Source organism: Isoalcanivorax pacificus W11-5 (assembly GCF_000299335.2).
In the GTDB taxonomy this organism is placed as follows: Bacteria; Pseudomonadota; Gammaproteobacteria; order Pseudomonadales; family Alcanivoracaceae; genus Isoalcanivorax; species Isoalcanivorax pacificus.
Map to the genome: position 1 here is coordinate 611,851 of NZ_CP004387.1, position 18,319 is coordinate 630,169.

31 protein-coding genes are annotated in these 18,319 nt (G+C 59.0%); 30 read left to right on the plus strand and 1 reads right to left on the minus strand.

Annotation, left to right across the window (positions count from 1 at the left end):
* Window positions 1-15: 15 nt before the first annotated feature.
* The 30 genes from fusA to rplQ all read left to right on the plus strand — a co-directional run bounded on the left by fusA (window position 16) and on the right by rplQ (window position 17,303).
* On the plus strand, window positions 16-2,118 hold the full coding sequence (gene fusA, locus S7S_RS02855) for an elongation factor G (RefSeq protein WP_008740419.1): 2,103 nt from the start codon (window positions 16-18) through the stop codon (window positions 2,116-2,118).
* A gap of 52 nt (window positions 2,119-2,170) precedes the next feature.
* Window positions 2,171-3,364 (plus strand): elongation factor Tu, encoded by a 1,194-nt coding sequence (gene tuf / locus S7S_RS02860; protein WP_041025923.1) that lies wholly within the window; start codon window positions 2,171-2,173, stop codon window positions 3,362-3,364.
* 206 nt (window positions 3,365-3,570) lie between these two features.
* Complete coding sequence (gene rpsJ / locus S7S_RS02865; RefSeq protein WP_008739947.1) at window positions 3,571-3,882, plus strand: 30S ribosomal protein S10; 312 nt, start codon at window positions 3,571-3,573, stop codon at window positions 3,880-3,882.
* A 46-nt stretch (window positions 3,883-3,928) separates the two neighbouring features.
* Window positions 3,929-4,564, plus strand: coding sequence for a 50S ribosomal protein L3 (gene rplC, locus S7S_RS02870; RefSeq protein ID WP_041025924.1), 636 nt, complete (start codon window positions 3,929-3,931; stop codon window positions 4,562-4,564).
* A 15-nt stretch (window positions 4,565-4,579) separates the two neighbouring features.
* Window positions 4,580-5,182, plus strand: coding sequence for a 50S ribosomal protein L4 (gene rplD, locus S7S_RS02875; RefSeq protein ID WP_008739951.1), 603 nt, complete (start codon window positions 4,580-4,582; stop codon window positions 5,180-5,182).
* Window positions 5,179-5,481: a 50S ribosomal protein L23 gene (rplW, locus tag S7S_RS02880; RefSeq protein WP_008739956.1), complete on the plus strand. Its 303-nt coding sequence runs from the start codon at window positions 5,179-5,181 to the stop codon at window positions 5,479-5,481. The genes rplD and rplW overlap by 4 nt, the downstream gene beginning before the upstream one ends.
* 6 nt (window positions 5,482-5,487) lie before the next feature.
* Entirely contained in the window at window positions 5,488-6,315 is an 828-nt protein-coding gene (rplB, locus tag S7S_RS02885) for a 50S ribosomal protein L2 (RefSeq protein ID WP_008739965.1), read from the plus strand.
* Window positions 6,316-6,330: 15 nt separating this feature from the next.
* A complete protein-coding gene (rpsS, locus tag S7S_RS02890; RefSeq protein ID WP_008739968.1) occupies window positions 6,331-6,606 on the plus strand; it encodes a 30S ribosomal protein S19 in 276 nt (91 codons plus the stop codon).
* Window positions 6,607-6,622: 16 nt separating this feature from the next.
* Window positions 6,623-6,967 carry a 50S ribosomal protein L22 gene (gene rplV, locus S7S_RS02895; RefSeq protein ID WP_008739969.1) on the plus strand — a complete coding sequence of 115 codons (345 nt, stop codon included), beginning with the start codon at window positions 6,623-6,625 and terminating at the stop codon, window positions 6,965-6,967.
* Window positions 6,968-6,971: 4 nt separating this feature from the next.
* Window positions 6,972-7,667, plus strand: a complete 696-nt coding sequence (gene rpsC / locus S7S_RS02900; protein WP_008739970.1) for a 30S ribosomal protein S3 — start codon at window positions 6,972-6,974, stop codon at window positions 7,665-7,667.
* Between the two features lie 13 nt (window positions 7,668-7,680).
* Window positions 7,681-8,094 (plus strand): 50S ribosomal protein L16, encoded by a 414-nt coding sequence (rplP, locus tag S7S_RS02905; RefSeq protein WP_008739971.1) that lies wholly within the window; start codon window positions 7,681-7,683, stop codon window positions 8,092-8,094.
* Between the two features lie 3 nt (window positions 8,095-8,097).
* Window positions 8,098-8,289: a 50S ribosomal protein L29 gene (gene rpmC, locus S7S_RS02910; protein WP_008739972.1), complete on the plus strand. Its 192-nt coding sequence runs from the start codon at window positions 8,098-8,100 to the stop codon at window positions 8,287-8,289.
* Window positions 8,290-8,291: 2 nt separating this feature from the next.
* Complete coding sequence (gene rpsQ, locus S7S_RS02915) at window positions 8,292-8,561, plus strand: 30S ribosomal protein S17 (protein ID WP_008739973.1); 270 nt, start codon at window positions 8,292-8,294, stop codon at window positions 8,559-8,561.
* Window positions 8,562-8,612: 51 nt separating this feature from the next.
* Window positions 8,613-8,981 (plus strand): 50S ribosomal protein L14, encoded by a 369-nt coding sequence (rplN, locus tag S7S_RS02920; RefSeq protein ID WP_008739974.1) that lies wholly within the window; start codon window positions 8,613-8,615, stop codon window positions 8,979-8,981.
* A 15-nt stretch (window positions 8,982-8,996) separates the two neighbouring features.
* The gene (gene rplX, locus S7S_RS02925; RefSeq protein WP_008739976.1) at window positions 8,997-9,311 is read left to right on the plus strand and encodes a 50S ribosomal protein L24; all 315 of its coding nucleotides are present in this window, start codon (window positions 8,997-8,999) and stop codon (window positions 9,309-9,311) included.
* A 15-nt stretch (window positions 9,312-9,326) separates the two neighbouring features.
* Window positions 9,327-9,866 (plus strand): 50S ribosomal protein L5, encoded by a 540-nt coding sequence (rplE, locus tag S7S_RS02930; RefSeq protein WP_008739978.1) that lies wholly within the window; start codon window positions 9,327-9,329, stop codon window positions 9,864-9,866.
* A gap of 11 nt (window positions 9,867-9,877) precedes the next feature.
* Window positions 9,878-10,183, plus strand: coding sequence for a 30S ribosomal protein S14 (gene rpsN / locus S7S_RS02935; protein ID WP_008739980.1), 306 nt, complete (start codon window positions 9,878-9,880; stop codon window positions 10,181-10,183).
* A gap of 38 nt (window positions 10,184-10,221) precedes the next feature.
* Complete coding sequence (gene rpsH / locus S7S_RS02940; RefSeq protein ID WP_008739983.1) at window positions 10,222-10,617, plus strand: 30S ribosomal protein S8; 396 nt, start codon at window positions 10,222-10,224, stop codon at window positions 10,615-10,617.
* Between the two features lie 31 nt (window positions 10,618-10,648).
* Window positions 10,649-11,182, plus strand: coding sequence for a 50S ribosomal protein L6 (rplF, locus tag S7S_RS02945; protein ID WP_008739986.1), 534 nt, complete (start codon window positions 10,649-10,651; stop codon window positions 11,180-11,182).
* Window positions 11,183-11,199: 17 nt separating this feature from the next.
* Window positions 11,200-11,550 (plus strand): 50S ribosomal protein L18, encoded by a 351-nt coding sequence (gene rplR / locus S7S_RS02950; protein WP_008739992.1) that lies wholly within the window; start codon window positions 11,200-11,202, stop codon window positions 11,548-11,550.
* Between the two features lie 11 nt (window positions 11,551-11,561).
* A complete protein-coding gene (gene rpsE / locus S7S_RS02955) occupies window positions 11,562-12,059 on the plus strand; it encodes a 30S ribosomal protein S5 (RefSeq protein WP_008739994.1) in 498 nt (165 codons plus the stop codon).
* 28 nt (window positions 12,060-12,087) lie between these two features.
* A complete protein-coding gene (gene rpmD / locus S7S_RS02960) occupies window positions 12,088-12,273 on the plus strand; it encodes a 50S ribosomal protein L30 (RefSeq protein WP_008739996.1) in 186 nt (61 codons plus the stop codon).
* 2 nt (window positions 12,274-12,275) lie between these two features.
* On the plus strand, window positions 12,276-12,710 hold the full coding sequence (gene rplO, locus S7S_RS02965; protein WP_008739998.1) for a 50S ribosomal protein L15: 435 nt from the start codon (window positions 12,276-12,278) through the stop codon (window positions 12,708-12,710).
* A 15-nt stretch (window positions 12,711-12,725) separates the two neighbouring features.
* A complete protein-coding gene (secY, locus tag S7S_RS02970) occupies window positions 12,726-14,099 on the plus strand; it encodes a preprotein translocase subunit SecY (protein WP_008739999.1) in 1,374 nt (457 codons plus the stop codon).
* A gap of 39 nt (window positions 14,100-14,138) precedes the next feature.
* Window positions 14,139-14,255: a 50S ribosomal protein L36 gene (gene rpmJ / locus S7S_RS19080; protein WP_008740001.1), complete on the plus strand. Its 117-nt coding sequence runs from the start codon at window positions 14,139-14,141 to the stop codon at window positions 14,253-14,255.
* A gap of 133 nt (window positions 14,256-14,388) precedes the next feature.
* Window positions 14,389-14,745 carry a 30S ribosomal protein S13 gene (gene rpsM / locus S7S_RS02975; protein WP_008740003.1) on the plus strand — a complete coding sequence of 119 codons (357 nt, stop codon included), beginning with the start codon at window positions 14,389-14,391 and terminating at the stop codon, window positions 14,743-14,745.
* Window positions 14,746-14,770: 25 nt separating this feature from the next.
* Complete coding sequence (gene rpsK, locus S7S_RS02980; RefSeq protein ID WP_008740004.1) at window positions 14,771-15,169, plus strand: 30S ribosomal protein S11; 399 nt, start codon at window positions 14,771-14,773, stop codon at window positions 15,167-15,169.
* 16 nt (window positions 15,170-15,185) lie between these two features.
* Window positions 15,186-15,812 carry a 30S ribosomal protein S4 gene (gene rpsD, locus S7S_RS02985; RefSeq protein WP_008740005.1) on the plus strand — a complete coding sequence of 209 codons (627 nt, stop codon included), beginning with the start codon at window positions 15,186-15,188 and terminating at the stop codon, window positions 15,810-15,812.
* Window positions 15,813-15,832: 20 nt separating this feature from the next.
* A complete protein-coding gene (locus S7S_RS02990; protein ID WP_008740007.1) occupies window positions 15,833-16,840 on the plus strand; it encodes a DNA-directed RNA polymerase subunit alpha in 1,008 nt (335 codons plus the stop codon).
* Between the two features lie 70 nt (window positions 16,841-16,910).
* Complete coding sequence (gene rplQ / locus S7S_RS02995) at window positions 16,911-17,303, plus strand: 50S ribosomal protein L17 (protein WP_008740009.1); 393 nt, start codon at window positions 16,911-16,913, stop codon at window positions 17,301-17,303.
* A 152-nt stretch (window positions 17,304-17,455) separates the two neighbouring features.
* On the opposite strand, the gene S7S_RS03000 is transcribed toward rplQ, so the two are convergent.
* Window positions 17,456-18,262 (minus strand): hypothetical protein, encoded by an 807-nt coding sequence (locus S7S_RS03000; protein ID WP_008740022.1) that lies wholly within the window; start codon window positions 18,260-18,262, stop codon window positions 17,456-17,458.
* Window positions 18,263-18,319: the final 57 nt, after the last annotated feature.

Below are 18,319 nucleotides of genomic sequence, written 5' to 3' on the forward strand. Positions count from 1 at the left end.
CGCGAGGATAGCAACGTGGCACGCAAGACTCCTCTGAATCGCTACAGAAACATCGGTATCAGCGCCCACATCGACGCTGGCAAGACCACCACCACCGAGCGGATCCTGTTCTACACAGGCGTATCCCACAAAATCGGTGAAGTGCACGACGGCGCGGCCACCATGGACTGGATGGAGCAGGAACAGGAGCGGGGTATCACCATTACCTCCGCGGCCACGACCTGCTTCTGGAGTGGCATGGGGCAGCAGTTCGAACAGCACCGCGTCAATATCATCGACACCCCTGGACACGTGGATTTCACCATCGAGGTGGAGCGCTCCATGCGTGTGCTGGATGGCGCCGTGATGGTGTACTGCGCGGTGGGTGGCGTACAGCCGCAATCCGAAACCGTATGGCGTCAGGCCAACAAATATGCCGTGCCGCGTATCGCGTTCGTCAACAAGATGGACCGTACCGGTGCGAACTTCCTGCGCGTTGTCGAGCAGATGAAAAAGCGTCTGGGCTCCAATGCCATCGTGATGCAGCTGCCGATTGGCCAGGAAGAAAACTTCAAGGGCGTGGTTGACCTGGTTGCCATGAAGGCTATCTGGTGGAACGAAGCGGATCAGGGCTTGACCTATGAGCTGCAGGATCCGCCGGCCGAGATGGCTGACCTGTGCGCCGAATACCGCGAGAAGCTGGTTGAATCCGCCGCTGAAGCCAACGAAGAACTGATGGAAAAGTACCTGGGCGGCGAAGAGCTGACCGAGGACGAAATCCACTCGGCTATTCGTCAGCGCGTGCTGGCGGGTGAGATCGTGCCGGCCTTCTGTGGCTCCGCGTTCAAGAACAAGGGTGTGCAGGCGATGCTGGACGCCGTGGTGCGCTACCTGCCGGCACCGGACGACGTCGAGTCCATCCGTGGTGAGCTGCCGAACGGTGAAGCCGCCGAACGTCACTCCTCCGACGATGAGCCGTTTGCGGCGCTGGCGTTCAAGATCGCCACCGACCCGTTCGTGGGTTCCCTGACGTTTATCCGCGCTTACTCCGGCGTGCTGAACTCGGGTGAAACCGTGCTCAACGCGACCAAGGACAAGAAAGAGCGGATCGGCCGTCTGCTGCAGATGCATGCCAACAGCCGCGAAGAGATCAAGGAAGTGCGCGCCGGTGACATCTGTGCCTGCGTAGGTCTGAAAGACGTGACCACCGGTGAAACACTGTGCGCTCTGGACCAGCCGATCATTCTTGAGCGGATGGAATTCCCGGAGCCGGTGATTTCTGTTGCCGTGGAGCCGAAATCCAAGGCGGACCAGGAAAAGATGGGTATCGCACTGGGCCGTCTGGCGCAGGAAGATCCGTCCTTCCGTGTGCGTTCCGACGAAGAGTCCGGCCAGACCATCATCTCCGGCATGGGCGAGCTGCACCTGGAGATCATCGTTGACCGCATGAAGCGTGAGTTCAACGTCGAAGCGAACATCGGTGCGCCCCAGGTGGCCTACCGCGAGACCATCACCAAGTCGGTCGAAGCCGAAGGCAAGTTCGTCAAGCAGTCCGGTGGTCGCGGTCAGTACGGCCACGTGCGCGTACGTCTGGAACCGCTGGGTGCCGACAATGAAGAAGAATTCATTTTCGTTGAAGAAATTCACGGCGGTGTGGTGCCGAAGGAATACTTCAGTGCGATCGAGAAGGGTGTTCGCGAGCAGCTGAAATCCGGCGTGCTGGCAGGCTTCCCGGTGCTGGGTGTAAAAGCGACCCTGTACGATGGCTCCTACCACGAAGTGGATTCCAACGAAAACGCCTTCCGTATGGCGGGTGCCCTGGCAGTGCGTGAGGGTGCGCCCAAAGCCGGTATCGTCCTGCTGGAGCCGATGATGAAGGTCGAGGTGGAAACACCGGAAGACTACATGGGCGACATCATGGGTGACCTGAACCGCCGTCGCGGCATTGTTCAGGGTATGGAAGACCTGCCGGGTGGCGGCAAGCAGCTGCATGCTGAAGTCCCGCTGTCGGAAATGTTTGGTTATGCCACGGCGCTGCGTTCTGCTTCCCAGGGCCGTGCAACCTACAGCATGGAGTTCATCCGTTACGCGGAAACCCCGAATAACGTCGCTCAGGAAGTCATCAAGAGCCGGGGCTGATCGGCCCCGGTGACAGGACAGTAACAACGAACAGAATCTAGAGGATATATCCGTGGCAAAGGCAAAGTTTGAACGTAATAAACCGCACCTGAACGTAGGCACGATTGGTCACGTAGACCATGGCAAGACGACGCTGACCGCGGCGCTGACGAAAGTGTGCCACGACGTGTGGGGCACAGGCGAAGCGCGAGCTTTCGACCAGATCGACAACGCCCCGGAAGAGCGTGCGCGCGGTATTACCATTGCGACCTCTCACGTTGAATACGATTCCCCGACCCGCCACTACGCGCACGTAGACTGCCCGGGCCACGCTGACTATGTGAAGAACATGATCACCGGTGCGGCACAGATGGACGGCGCGATCCTGGTAGTGTCCGCCGCGGACGGCCCGATGCCGCAAACCCGCGAGCACATCCTGCTGTCCCGTCAGGTAGGCGTACCGTACATCGTCGTGTTCCTGAACAAGGCGGACATGGTCGATGACGAAGAGCTGCTGGAACTGGTTGAAATGGAAGTGCGCGAACTGCTGAGCGCGTACGACTTCCCGGGCGACGACACCCCGATCGTGAAAGGTTCTGCCCTGAAGGCACTGGAAGGCGACACCAGCGACATCGGTGTACCGGCCGTACAGAAGCTGGTTGAAACCCTGGACGAGTACATCCCGGAGCCGGAGCGCGCCGTGGACGGTACCTTCCTGATGCCGATCGAGGACGTGTTCTCGATCTCTGGTCGCGGTACGGTAGTAACCGGCCGTGTAGAGCGTGGCATCGTGAAAGTGGGTGAGGAAGTGGAAATCGTGGGTATCCGCGATACCCAGAAGACCACCTGCACCGGCGTTGAGATGTTCCGCAAGCTGCTGGACGAAGGTCGCGCAGGCGAGAACGTGGGCGTGCTGCTGCGTGGCACCAAGCGTGACGAGGTTGAGCGTGGCCAGGTACTGTCCAAGCCGGGCACGATCAAGCCGCACACCGGCTTCGAGGCTGAAGTGTACATCCTGAGCAAGGACGAAGGTGGCCGTCACACCCCGTTCTTCAATGGTTACCGTCCGCAGTTCTACTTCCGTACCACCGACGTGACCGGTGCGTGTGACCTGCCGGAAGGCATCGAAATGGTGATGCCGGGTGACAACGTGAAGATGACGGTGAAGCTGATCGCTCCGATCGCGATGGAAGAAGGCCTGCGCTTCGCGATCCGCGAAGGTGGCCGTACCGTCGGCGCCGGCGTGGTCGCCAAGATCCTCGAGTAATACCGCAGAAAGTCCGGTGGGGGCTTGCCCCCGCCGGATTTCCTCTGTATAGTTCGCGCCCTTCCTGTCCCATAAGTGGCAGAAAGGCTGAACCAACCGGGGCATCGTTCCCGGGACTGATTTGCTACCCACCGCCTTCGCAGGAAGGTCGGGCGGGTTTTTTGCCATCTGAAGTATGGTTTGAAACAGTCTGGAGTTTGTTAGCTATGGCTAACCAAAGAATCCGTATCCGGCTCAAGGCCTTTGATCATCGCCTGATCGATCAGTCCGCCCAGGAGATCGTTGATACGGCAAAACGGACCGGTGCACAGGTTCAGGGGCCCATTCCTCTGCCGACGCGCAAAGAGAAATTTACGGTGTTGGTCTCTCCGCATGTCAATAAAGATGCGCGGGATCAATACGAGATTCGCACCCACAAGCGCCTGGTGGATATCGTCGAGCCCACGGACAAGACCGTGGACGCGCTGATGAAACTGGATCTGGCTGCTGGTGTGGACGTGCAGATCAGCCTGGGATAACGGCACGCTGCGGCAGACGCTGCGGCTGGTTGTGAAGAGGTAGACAATGGCTATTGGTGTAGTCGGTCGGAAGTGCGGGATGACTCGGGTATTCACCGAGGACGGCGCCAGCATTCCGGTTACCGTCATTGAGGTCAGCCCTAACCGGGTGACCCAGATCAGAACCGAAGAAACGGACGGCTATCAGGCGGTGCAGGTCACCACTGGTGAGCGTCGTGCGTCCCGGGTAGTTCGTCCCGCCGCCGGGCATTTTGCCAAGGCAGGCGTGGAGGCTGGTCGCGGTGTATGGGAATTCCGTGCTGAGCCAGGTGATCTGGCCGCCGGTGGCGCTGTCACCGTGGAAATCTTTGAAGCCGGTCAGATCGTTGACGTTACCGGTATTTCCAAGGGCAAGGGCTTCCAGGGCGTGATCAAGCGCTGGAACTTCCGCACTCAGGATGCCACCCACGGTAACTCGCTGTCCCACCGTGCGCCGGGTTCCATCGGTCAGAACCAGACCCCGGGTCGTGTGTTCAAGGGCAAGAAGATGGCAGGCCATATGGGTGCCGAGCGAGTCACTGTCCAGAACCTGGAAGTGGTGCGCGTGGATGCCGAAAAGAATCTGCTGCTGATCAAGGGTGCAGTGCCCGGCGCGACTGGCGCCGACGTCATTGTTCGCCCGGCAGTCAAGGCGAAGGCCTGAGAGAGGATATAGAGGATGAATCTCAATACTGCCTCTGGAGGAACTGTTTCTGTGTCTGAAGTCGCCTTCGGGAAAGACTTCAACGAGCCGCTGGTACACCAGGTGGTCGTGGCCTACATGGCTGCCGGCCGTCAGGGCAGCAAGGCACAGAAAACCCGTTCGGAAGTAAGTGGCGGCGGCAAGAAGCCGTGGCGTCAGAAGGGCACCGGTCGTGCCCGCGCAGGTACCATCCGCAGCCCGATCTGGCGCAGCGGTGGTGTGGCGTTCGCCGCCAAGCCGCGCGACTACGAGCAAAAGGTCAACCGGAAGATGTATCGCGGCGCGCTGCAGTGCATCTTCTCCGAGCTGGTCCGTCAGGATCGCCTTGTTGTGGTCGACGAGTTTTCACTCGACGCGCCGAAAACCAAGGTGCTGCTGGAAAAACTGAAGGCGCTGGATCTGACCAACGTGCTGATCGTGGCTGATGAAGTGGACGAGAACCTGTTCCTGTCCGCTCGCAACCTGCCGCGTGTCGACGTGCGCGATGCCGCTGGCATCGACCCGGTCAGCCTGATCGCTTTTGAAAAGGTGCTGGTGACTGTGCCGGCGCTGAAAAAGCTTGAGGAGGCGCTGGCATGAACCAGGAGCGTATCTTCAAGGTGCTGCTGGCACCGCACGTATCCGAAAAGGCAAGCGTTGTTGCCGAAAAGGCCAATCAAGTGGTCTTCAAGGTCGCCAAGGACGCTTCCAAGCTTGAGATCAAGAAAGCTGTCGAGCAGCTGTTTGATGTCAAGGTCGAGTCAGTGCAGACCGTGAACGTAAAAGGCAAGCGCAAGGTGTTTGGCCGCGTTCAGGGTAAGCGCAGCGACTGGAAAAAGGCTTATGTCTCTTTGCAGGCAGGCCAGGACATCGATTTTCTGGCGGCAGAGCAGGGGTAATTAATCATGGCGATCGTGAAGTGTAAGCCGACTTCTCCTGGCCGCCGCTTTGTGGTCAAGGTGGTCAATGAGGAACTGCACAAAGGTGCTCCTTACGCCCCGCTGACCGAAAGCAAGGCGAAGAATGGTGGTCGTAGTAACAACGGCCGGATCACCACCCGTCACAAAGGCGGTGGTCACAAGCAGAAATATCGTCTGATCGATTTTCGTCGCAACAAGGACGGCATTGCCGCCGAAGTTGAGCGTCTGGAATACGATCCGAACCGTTCTGCCCACATTGCACTGCTGAAGTACAAGGATGGTGAGCGTCGCTACATCCTGGCACCGAAAGGGCTGAAGGCAGGTGACATGGTGCGTTCCGGTCAGGATGCGCCGATCAAGGCCGGTAACGCGCTGCCGCTGCGCAACATCCCGCTGGGTTCCACGGTGCATAACGTGGAAATGCGCCCGGGCAAGGGTGGTCAGCTGGCGCGCTCTGCAGGCACCTCGGTTCAGGTGCTGGCGAAAGAAGGTCAGTTTGTGACCCTGCGTTTGCGCTCCGGCGAAATGCGCAAGGTGCATGCGGAATGTCGTGCGACCCTGGGCGAAGTCTCCAACAGTGAGCATAGCCTGCGGTCTCTGGGTAAGGCTGGTGCGTCCCGCTGGCGTGGTGTGCGTCCGACGGTGCGTGGTGTGGCCATGAACCCGGTTGATCACCCGCACGGTGGTGGTGAAGGTCGTACCTCCGGTGGCCGTCATCCGGTGACCCCGTGGGGTGTTCCGACCAAGGGTCACAAGACCCGTACCAACAAGCGTACCCGCAAGATGATCGTTCGCGATCGTCGGGCGAAGTAACAAGAGGATTAGCCTGTGCCACGTTCACTGAAAAAAGGTCCTTTCGTGGATCACCACCTTCTGAAAAAGGTGGAAGAAGCGGTGGAAGGTAACTCCCGCAAGCCGATCAAGACCTGGTCGCGCCGCTCCATGATCATTCCGGAGATGGTGGGCCTGACTCTTGCGGTGCATAACGGGAAACAGCACGTACCGGTGCTGGTGTCTGAACATATGGTTGGCCACAAGCTGGGCGAGTTCGCCCTGACCCGCAACTTTCGCGGGCACATTGTGGACAAGAAGTCCAAGCGTTAAGGGTGGGTGAATAACCATGGCGACTGAAGTTGCAGCCCGCCTGCGCGGGGCAAGAATCTCGGCACAGAAAGCACGCCTGGTCGCAGACCAGGTGCGTGGTCTGAAGGTTGAAAAGGCACTGAACGTGCTGACTTTCAGCCCGAAGAAGGCCGCCAAGATTGTCAAGAAGGTGCTGGAGTCCGCAATCGCCAACGCGGAAAACAACGACGGCGCTGATGTGGATGAGCTGAAAGTGTCCACCATTTTTGTGGACGAAGGGATGTCGCTGAAGCGCATCAAGCCGCGTGCCAAGGGCCGTGCTGATCGCATCACCAAGCGCACCTGCCACATCACTGTCAAAGTGTCGGAAGGCGAGGAGTAATCAGATGGGTCAGAAAGTTCATCCGGTCGGCATTCGCCTGGGCATCGTCAAGGAGCATAACTCGCTCTGGTACGCCAGCCCGAAGCATTACGCCGATTATCTGGTTACCGATCTGAAAGTGCGTGATTACCTGCACAAGCGCCTGAAGAACGCATCGGTGAGCCGGATCAAGATCGAGCGTCCGAGCGAGAACGTGCGCATTACCATCAGCACTGCACGTCCTGGCATCGTGATCGGCAAGAAAGGTGAAGATGTTGAGCGCCTGCGTCGCGAAGTGGCCGAAAAGATGGGTGTGCCTGTGCACATCAACATCGAGGAAGTGCGCAAGCCCGACCTGGATGCCCGTCTGGTAGGTGACAACATCGCGGGTCAGCTCGAGCGTCGTGTGATGTTCCGCCGCGCCATGAAACGTGCAGTGCAGAACGCCATGAAAGCTGGCGCTGAAGGCATCAAGGTTCAGGTATCCGGCCGTCTGGGCGGTGCAGAGATTGCGCGTACTGAATGGTACCGCGAAGGCCGCGTGCCGCTGCACACCCTGCGTGCTGATATCGACTACGCGAATGTGCGCGCTGAAACCACCTACGGCACCATTGGTATCAAGGTGTGGATCTTCCGAGGGGAGATTCTGGGTGGCATGGAACAAGCCGCAGCACAGGAAGAGAAGCAGACCAAGGCGCCGAAAAAGCGCGGCCGTGGCTAAAGGGTAGCGAACGATGTTGCAGCCGAAGCGAACCAAATTCCGAAAAGTCATGAAGGGCCGTAACCGCGGCCTGGCACAACGGGGCAGCAAGGTCTCTTTCGGGACCATTGGCCTGCAGGCGACCGGCCGTGGCCGGCTGACTGCCCGCCAGATCGAGGCTGCGCGTCGTGCGATGACCCGTCACGTCAAGCGTGGTGGCAAGATCTGGATCCGGGTCTTCCCGGACAAGCCGATTACCCAGAAGCCGCTCGAAGTGCGGATGGGTAAAGGTAAGGGTAGCGTCGAATACTGGGTGGCTCAGATCCAGCCGGGCAAGATGCTGTACGAAATGGAAGGTGTGGCAGATGACGTGGCGCGTGAAGCGTTCCGTCTGGCTGCGGCTAAACTGCCGATCAGCACCCGCGTCGTGATCAGGACGGTGATGTAAGCCATGAAAGCGAGCGAACTCAGAGACAAGAGCGTTGATGCACTGCAACAGGAGCTGAATGGCCTGTTCGAAACGCAGTTCAAGCAGCGCATGAAGCAGGCCTCCGGCCAGTTGTCCAAAACGCATGAGATCGGGGCGGTCCGTCGTGACATTGCGCGCGTCAAGACCATCCTCAGAGAGAAGCAGGGTAAATAGTCATGGCTGAAGCGAACCAGAAAACGAAGCGGACGGCCACCGGCAAGGTGATCTCGAACAAAGCCGACAAGACCATCACTGTGCTGGTCGAGCGTCAGGTGAAGCACCCGCTGTACGGCAAGTTCATTCGTCGTTCCACCAAGCTGACGGCGCATGACGAAACCAACCAGTGCCGCGAAGGCGACCTGGTGACTATTGAAGAGTGCCGGCCGCTTTCCAAGAAAAAAACCTGGATGCTGGTCAGCGTTGTAGAACAGGCGCAACAGGCCTGACCTGGCGTTGCTGAGGCTGCCTGCAGAAGGCAGGAGTTGGAGAGATAAGCGATGATTCAGACCGAAAGCATGCTTGAAGTGGCCGATAACAGCGGTGCGCGCCGGGTACAATGTATCAAAGTACTGGGTGGTTCCCATCGCCGCTATGCAGGCATTGGTGACATCATCAAGGTTACGGTCAAAGAAGCCATTCCGCGTGGTCGCGTCAAGAAAGGCGACGTGATGAACGCTGTGGTAGTGCGTACCCGCAAGGGTGTGCGTCGCCCGGATGGTTCAGTAATTCGTTTTGATGAAAATGCCGCGGTCCTGTTGAACAACAACAAGGCACCGATCGGTACCCGGATCTTCGGCCCGGTGACCCGGGAACTGCGTACCGAGCAGTTCATGAAGATCATTTCCCTGGCACCTGAAGTTCTGTAAAGGCGGGTGAAGGTAATGCTTAAGATCAAGCGTGATGACGAAGTCATCGTAATCGCCGGTAAAGACAAAGGTAAGCGTGGCAAAGTCACGAGAGTGCTGCCGAATGGCCGCCTGTTTGTCGCTGGTGTGAATATTGTCAAGAAGCACACGCGCGCTAATCCGCAGCGTGGGATTCAGGGCGGCATCGTTGAGAAGGAAGCCAGCATTCACCACTCCAATGTGGCGATCTGGAATCCGGCCTCACAGAAAGCCGACCGCGTGGGCTTCCGTGTCGAAGACGGGCAGAAAGTCCGTATCTTCAAGTCCAATGGCGAAGTAGTCGGCGCCTGACAGGTTGGGTGAAGCATGAATACTCTGAAAGAGCTGTACGAAAAAGAGATTGTGCCGAAACTCATCGAGGAGTTCGGTTACAAGAACGTCATGGAAGTGCCGAAGATCACCAAGATCACCCTGAACATGGGTGTCGGTGAAGCTGCCCAGGACCGCAAGGCGATGGATGGTGCACTGGCTGACATGACAGCGGTTTCCGGCCAGAAGCCGATCGTGAACAACGCACGCAAGTCCGTTGCGGGGTTCAAGATCCGTGAAGGCTGGCCGATCGGCTGTAAAGTCACGCTGCGCAAGCAGCGCATGTACGAATTTCTCGGACGTCTGATCGACGTGGCGATTCCCCGGGTGCGTGACTTCCGTGGTCTGAACCCGAAATCGTTCGATGGCCGCGGGAACTACTCCATGGGTCTGCGCGAGCAGATCGTGTTCCCGGAAATCGAGTACGACAAGATCGACAAGCTGCGTGGCATGGATATCACCATTACCACGACGGCAAAGACCGATGATGAAGCCCGCGCCCTGTTGCGCGCTTTCAACTTCCCGATGAGAGGCTGAGGAGAGCTGTCATGGCAAAGACCTCGATGATTAACCGGGAGCAGAAGCGCGCCAAACTGGTTGCCAAGTTTGCTGCCAAGCGTGCCGAGCTGAAAAAGATCATTCTCGACCCGACTGCTGAGCCGGAAGCCAAGTGGGATGCCCAGGTGCAGTTGCAGAAACTGCCGCGCGATTCCGCTCGTACCCGTCAGCGTAACCGGTGCCGTATCACCGGGCGTCCGCACGGTGTGTACCGTAAGTTCGGCCTGGGTCGTAACAAGTTGCGGGAAGCGGCCATGCGCGGTGATGTACCGGGCCTGGTGAAATCCAGCTGGTAAGAAGCCTGCAAAGGCGTGAGTAGCGGAGCGATAGCAGCATGAGCATGCAAGATACCCTGGCGGATATGTTTACCCGTATCCGTAACGCGCAGATGGCAAAGAAGGTCAAGGTGGATATTCCTTCTTCCACCAGCAAGGTGGCCATTGCCAAGCTGCTGCAGGATGAGGGTTACATCGCTGGATATCAGGTAGACGGTGACAACATCAAGCCGACCCTGACCATCGAGCTGAAGTACTTCGAAGGCCGCCCGGTGATCGAAAAGATCAAACGGGTGAGCACGCCTGGTCTGCGTATCTATCGCGGTGCTGGCGACATTCCGAAGGTGAAAGGCGGTCTGGGTGTGATGATCGTTTCCACCAACCAGGGTTTTATGACCGATCGCGCAGCACGCAAGGCCAATGTTGGCGGCGAGCTGATCTGCGAAGTGTCCTGACGATAGCGGCATAGACGGGTTAGGTGCAGCAATGTCAAGAGTAGCGAAGAATCCGATTAAACTGCCGCAGGGCGTTGAGGTAAAAATCGACGACCAGCGTGTAGCCATCAAGGGCGGCAAAGGTGCTCTTGAACATGTGGTGCACGAGCTGGTAGCCGTGGCAGTGGACGATGGCGTGCTGAGCGTACGTCCGCAGAAAGAATCCCAGCAAGCCTGGGCGCTGGCAGGCACCACGCGTGCACTGCTGAGCAACATGGTGACCGGCGTTTCCGCTGGCTTCGAGCGCAAGCTGGAGCTGATCGGTGTTGGTTATCGTGCCCAGGCGCAAGGCAAGGTTCTGAACCTGTCGCTCGGTTTTTCCCACCCGGTAGCGTACGAACTGCCGGAAGGTATCACCGCGGAAACCCCGACACAGACAGAAATTGTCCTCAAGGGTATCGACAAGCAATTGATTGGCCAGGTGGCAGCCAACGTTCGCGGCTTCCGTCCGCCGGAGCCCTACAAGGGCAAAGGTGTCCGGTATGCAGGCGAGAAGGTTCGCCGTAAGGAAGCCAAGAAGAAATAACCGTCGAGACTGAAGTCATGATAGACAAAAAAGTATCACGTCAGCGTAGAGCCAAACGTACCCGGATGAAGATCCGCGAGCTGGGTGCTGTCCGTCTTTGCGTACATCGTACTCCGCGTCACATCTATGCTCAGGTGACGACGGCGGCAGGCGACAAGGTGCTGGCCAGCGCATCCACGGTCGAAAAAGACCTGCGTGGTAGCGCAACCGGTAATGCTGATGCAGCCGTGGCAGTGGGCAAGCTGATTGCCGAGCGCGCCAAGGCGGCAGGCGTTGAACGCGTTGCCTTTGATCGTTCCGGCTTCAAGTATCACGGCCGGGTCAAGGCGCTGGCCGATGCCGCGCGTGAAAACGGGCTTGAATTCTAAGGGTATTGGTTATGGCGAAGGTTGATCCCAACGAAGGTCTGCAGGAAAAGCTGGTTCAAGTGAACCGCGTTGCCAAAGTAGTAAAAGGCGGTCGTATTTTTGCTTTTACCGCGCTGACTGTGGTGGGCGATGGCAAAGGTAAGGTGGGTTTTGGCCGTGGCAAGGCGCGTGAAGTGCCGGCCGCTATCCAAAAGGCCCTGGAGGCTGCCCGCCGTAACATGATCCAGGTGGATCTGGACGGCACCACTATCCAGCACCCGATCAAGGCTCGTCATGGCGCCTCCAAGGTGTACATGCAGCCTGCTTCCGATGGTACCGGCGTGATCGCCGGCGGCGCGATGCGTGCTGTCCTGGAAGTGACCGGCGTGCAGAACGTATTGGCCAAGTGCTACGGCTCCACCAATCCGGTGAACGTAGTGCGGGCAACCTTCGAAGGTCTGCGTGCCATGTCCTCCGCTGAGCATATTGCAGCGAAGCGCGGCAAGACCGTTGAAGACATCCTGAATTGAGCCCTGCGAACTAACCGGAAGCAGAGAGATGGCGGCTAACAAGATCAAGGTAACCCAGACGAAGAGCTCTTTCGGTCGTCTGGAAAAGCACAAGGCCTGCGTGCGTGGCCTCGGCCTGCGTCGTATCGGCCATACGGTTGAGGTGGAAGATACGCCTTCGGTACGCGGCATGATCAACAAAGTCTCGTACATGGTACGGGTGGAAGGAGAGTGACGATGCGTCTGAACGAACTGAGCCCCGCAGAGGGTTCCCGTCCGTCCGCCAAGCGCCTCGGCCGTGGTATCGGCAGCGGCCTCGGCAAGACCGGCGGTCATGGTCATAAAGGCCAGACTTCCCGTTCTGGCGGCACCGTCAAGCCCGGCTTCGAGGGTGGTCAGATGCCGCTGCAGCGTCGTCTGCCGAAGTTCGGCTTCACCTCTCGCAAAGCCATGAGCACTGCGGAAGTGCGTCTGGCCGAACTGGCCCGTGTGGACGGCGACGTGGTGGATCTGGACAGCCTGAAGAAAGCGAACGTGATCCGTCGCGACATGAAGCGCGCCAAGATTGTGCTGAGCGGTGAGCTGGATCGTGCGCTGACTGTGCGGGGCCTGCTGATCACTCGTGGCGCCCGTGAGGCGATCGAGAAAGCCGGCGGTAAAGTCGAGGAATAATCAAAGGCGATCCTCATGGCCAAGAACCGTGCACAGACACTGAGTCAGAATACCCCGGACGGGTCCGCGCTGCGGGGCCTGTGGCGACGCATCGGCTTCTTGCTGGGCGCCCTGGTGGTATTCCGGATCGGCGCGCACATTCCCGTCCCGGGCATCAACCCGGACGCGATGGCGCGCCTGTTCGACCAGAACCGCGACACCGTATTGGCAATGTTCAATATGTTCTCCGGGGGTGCCCTGGAGCGCATGAGTATCTTCGCGCTGGGTGTGATGCCGTATATCACCGCATCCATCGTGATCCAGTTGCTGTCCGCCGTGAACCCCACGCTGGAGCAACTGCGCAAGGAAGGTGAGCAGGGCCGCCGCAAGATCACCCAGTACACCCGTTATCTGACGGTGTTTCTGGCGCTGATCCAGTCGTTCGGCGTGGCCGCCGGCCTGTACAGCCAGAATGTGACCCTGGTACCGGAGAATCCGGCCACCATGGACATCTTCTCGTTCTACTTTGTGGCGGTAACGTCGCTGGTGACCGGGACCATCTTCCTGATGTGGCTGGGTGAGCAGATTACCGAGCGGGGTATCGGCAACGGTATTTCCATGCTGATCTTCGCGGGCATCGTCGCAGGCCTGCCGGGTGCGGTGGCACAGACCTTTGAAGCCACCCGCCAGGGCGAGATGAACCTGATGATCCTGCTGGCGGTGCTGGTAGTGGCCGTGGCGGTGATCTTCGCGGTGGTGTTCTTCGAGCGTGGCCAGCGCCGTATTACGGTGAATTATGCCCGCCGGCAGCAAGGCCGCCGGATGTACGCAGCACAGCAGAGCCATCTGCCGCTGAAAGTGAACATGGCAGGTGTAATCCCGGCGATTTTTGCCAGCTCGATCCTGCTGTTCCCGGCGTCGATCAGCCAGTGGTTTGCCGGCAGCTCCGACACCTGGTGGGCGAACGCCATGCGTATCACCACTGATGCGCTGATGCCGGGTTCGCCGCTGTATATCCTGCTGTTTACGCTGGGTATTGTGTTTTTCTGCTACTTCTACGCGGCGTTGATGTTCAACCCGAAAGACGTGGCAGACAACCTGAAGAAGTCCGGGGCCTACATCCCTGGTATCCGCCCGGGTGAGCAGTCTGCCCGGTACATCGATACGGTAATGGGCCGCCTGACCTTGGTTGGTGCAGCTTATATGACCGCGGTGTGCCTGCTGCCGCTGTTTCTCCAGGGCATGTGGAACGTACCCTTCTATCTGGGTGGTACGTCCCTGCTGATCGTGGTGGTGGTCGTGATGGATTTCTGGGCGCAGGTGAATGCCCAGCTGATGTCTACCCAGTACGAAAAGCTGATGAAGAAAGCGAATCTGAAAGGCTATGGCGGCACCGGCCTGGTGCGGTAACCCAGTCGTAGCGGGCGTAGTAACAGCGAGGCGAAAGCAATGAAGGTTCAGGCTTCTGTTAAGAAAGTGTGCCGTAACTGCAAGATTGTCCGCCGTAAAGGCCGGGTAATGGTGATTTGCAGTGCCGAGCCGCGGCACAAGCAGCGTCAGGGCTGATTCGGGGTACCCCCGGAACGCTCCTGGCATGGTTCAGTTGAAAAATTGCTGGTCTGAGGCTACCATTCGCGCCCTTTGAGGCCCCAGGCAGTCTGGCCAGCATTGAATAGTTGCGTTAAGCGGAGAAATTTGGATGGCCCGTATTGCAGGCGTCAACATCCCGGATAACAAGCATGCGGTGATCTCGCTGACCTACGTCTACGGGATCGGTCGTACCACGGCACAGAAGATCTGTGTTGCCACCGGTATCGCGCCGACCACCAAGGTACGTGAGCTGAGCGAAGAGCAGCTGGACCAGATCCGGGGCGAAGTGGCCAAGATCACGGTCGAGGGTGACCTGCGCCGTGAAGTGAGCATGAACATCAAACGTCTGATGGACATGGGTTGCTTCCGTGGCATCCGCCACCGTCGTGGCCTGCCGCTGCGCGGCCAGCGCACCAAGACCAATGCCCGGACCCGCAAGGGCCCGCGCAAACCGATCCGCAAGTAAACCCTGATTCGGGCTAGGCATTATTATGGCAAAGTCAAAGAAAGACACCGGCGCTCGCCGTAAGAAAGTTACCCGGACGGTAGCGGACGGTATTGCGCACGTTCATGCGTCCTTCAACAACACCATCATCACGATCTCCGATCGTCAGGGCAATGTACTGTCCTGGGCGACCTCGGGCGGTGCTGGTTTCCGCGGCTCTCGCAAGAGCACCCCGTTCGCAGCCCAGGTAGCGGCTGAGAACGCGGGTAACGCGGCCAAAGACTACGGTCTGAAAAACCTGGAAGTACGGGTCAAGGGCCCGGGTCCAGGTCGTGAATCCTCGGTGCGCGCCCTGAATGCCTGTGGTTACAAGATCACCAGCATCAACGACGTCACGCCGATTCCGCATAACGGCTGCCGGCCGCCGAAAAAACGCCGCGTGTAACGGGAGTTAGAGCAAGATGGCAAGATACATCGGTCCCAAGTGCAAGCTTTCCCGTCGTGAAGGCACCGACCTGTTCCTGAAGAGCGGTATTCGTCCGCTCGACTCCAAGTGCAAGGCGGAGCAGGCACCGGGTGCGGCAGCGGCCAACCGTCGCCAGAGCCGTCTGTCTGATTACGGCGTGCAGCTGCGTGAAAAACAGAAAGTACGTCGCATGTACGGCGTGCTGGAAAAGCAATTCCGCGGCTACTACAAAAAAGCCGCTGGTTCGAAAGGTGCTACCGGCGAGGTGCTGCTGCAGCTGCTGGAAGGTCGCCTGGACAACGTGGTTTACCGGATGGGCTTTGGTGCCACTCGCGCTGAAGCTCGCCAGCTGGTCTCCCACCGTGCCATCACGGTAAACGGCCAGACTGTTAACGTGGCGTCCTATCAGGTACGCCCCGGCGACCTGGTCGCCGTGCGTGAAAAGGCCAAGAACCAGCTGCGCGTGAAGAACGCGATGGAACTGGCCCAGCAGCGCGGTTTTGCTAGCTGGCTCGAAGTGGACGAGAAGAAGCTGGAAGGTACACTCAAGGCACTGCCGGAGCGTATCGACCTGCCGGCCGAGATCAATGAAAACCTGATCGTCGAGCTGTATTCCAAGTAAGCACAGCCTGAGGGAGCCCTATGACCGCCGTGAACGACTTTCTCACGCCTCGCTCGATCGCCATCAATGCGATCAGCCCGACTCATGCAAAGGTTGTGCTGGAGCCCCTCGAGCGTGGTTTCGGCCACACCCTGGGTACCGCGCTGCGCCGTATCCTGCTGTCCAGCATGTACGGTGCCGCGATTACCGAAGTCGAGATCGATGGTGTGCAGCACGAGTACTCCACCGTGGAAGGTGTCCAGGAGGATGTGATCAACATCCTGCTGAACCTGAAAGGTGTGGCGCTGCGCATGAACGATCGCGATGAAGTGATCCTGGACCTGAGCAAGAAAGGCCCGGGCGTTGTGACCGCCGGCGATATCCAGCGCGACCATAGCGTTGAGATCGTCAACCCGGATCACGTGATCTGCAACATCACCGGTGATACCGAGCTGAAAATGAAGCTCAAGATCACCCGTGGTCGCGGTTACGTGCCGGCTGACGCGCGCCAGAGCGATGAAGACGAAACCCGTGGCATTGGCCGTCTGCAACTGGACGCCAGCTACAGCCCGGTGCTGCGCGTGGCCTACGTGGTGGAAGCCGCGCGGGTTGAACAGCGCACCGACCTGGACAAACTGGTTATCGATCTGGAAACCAATGGCACCATCGATCCTGAAGATGCCATTCGTTCCGCCGCGACCATCCTGCAGCAACAGATCGCCGTATTCGTCGACCTGGAGCAGGACCGCAAGCCGGAGCCGAAACAGGAGCGTGAGGAAGTTGATCCGATCCTGCTGCGTCCGGTTGACGATCTGGAACTGACCGTGCGTTCGGCGAACTGTCTGAAAGCGGAAAACATCTACTACATCGGTGACCTGGTACAACGTACCGAAGTAGAGCTGCTGAAGACCCCGAACCTGGGCAAAAAGTCGCTGACCGAGATTAAAGACGTGCTGGCATCCAAAGGCTTGTCCCTGGGCATGCGCCTGGAAAGCTGGCCGCCGGCAAGTCTGCGCGACGATGACCGCCTGACGCACAAACTGCGTTAAGCGGCACATTCAACATATATAGCAGTGTGCGGGCGTCGTGAGACGCCCCGAATCTTAAGGAACCGGAACCATGCGTCATCGCAAAAGTGGCAGAAAATTCAACCGGACCAGCGCGCATCGCCAGGCGATGCTCCGCAATATGGCGGTGTCGCTGTTCGAACACGGAGCCATCAAGACCACCTTGCCGAAAGCCAAGGAACTGCGTCGTGTGGCTGAACCCCTGATCACCCTGGCCAAGGAAGACTCCGTGGCGAACCGTCGTCTGGCGTTCTCCCGGACCCGCTCCAAGGAAGCCGTGGGCATCCTGTTCAACGACCTGGGCCCGCGCTATAAAGAGCGTCCCGGTGGTTACATGCGCGTCCTGAAAATGGGCTTCCGCGCAGGCGACAACGCGCCGATGGCGTACGTTGAGCTGGTGGACCGTCCGGAAGGCGCCGTAGCAGCCGAGGCGGAAGCCGAGTAAGGCTTCAGGCACACGGATCAATACAAAAAAGCCGGGCAATGCCCGGCTTTTTTGTGGGGTTTATCACATATGAATGATGCGTGGCGGGCCCGGCGGCCCGGACAGAACGCAGCGGCTGAGTGGACGCTGCGGTGTGTCTGCCCATGCCAGCATCAGTTCACAGTTTGTCGGGGCAGTGAGGCGTTGGCGTTGTAGACCTTGCTGAAGTAGGGCGAGAGCAGTCGCCGCATGGCAACAGGGTTGGTCGGGCCGATATAACGTGCAGACCAGATGACGACGTTATCTTCCAGGCGCACCACCGCAGCATCGGCCACTACATCACTGCTCGGCGGAATGTAGCCGCTGCCGCCCGGCAGGACGCTGAAGGCGACCGCCATGCCGGTGTTGGCAGCCGCCGCGCCACGGGTATAGCTCCAGCCGTTCACACGCATCAGCAGTACGCAGCAGGCGTCTCCGAAGGCTTCTTCCGGCCAGGGCGGCAGTGTCAGTTGCCGCGTGGCCACCGGATCAATGATCTCGGGAGCACCAAGACCATAGAGCGGTGTGGTATCGCGAATGGCTTCCGGGTCCTCGTCCTGTGCCCAGAGATCGTCATGGAGCTGGCGCAAGGCCGGCTCGTTGTCGAAGGCCGGGTTGATCAGCCCGGCCAGTGGCACATAACGCTGTTCGATTTCATAAGAGCGTGCCGCACCAAGGGTTTCGGTGGCGAACGCCTTGCCAAACGTGTCGTTGAAGCCGCTTTGTGTGCTGACTTCCTCGTCATTGCCCTGGCGGATCGACAGCGTGTAAAGCGGTGGCAGGATCACCAGCTGATCATGTCGCTGAACATTCAGCGTTTCACCCGGGTAGTCTTTCAGGCAATAGCCATCACAGCGCACGCCTTCCGCAAACTGTTTGGCGATGGTGCATCCCTGCAGCAGCGTGATGCTGCACAGGGCTGTCAGCGCATACTTTCGCACGTCGTTTCCCCTTGTGTGTCGATTGACGTTTTCTTTTTATGGGCGGGCCCCGGCCCG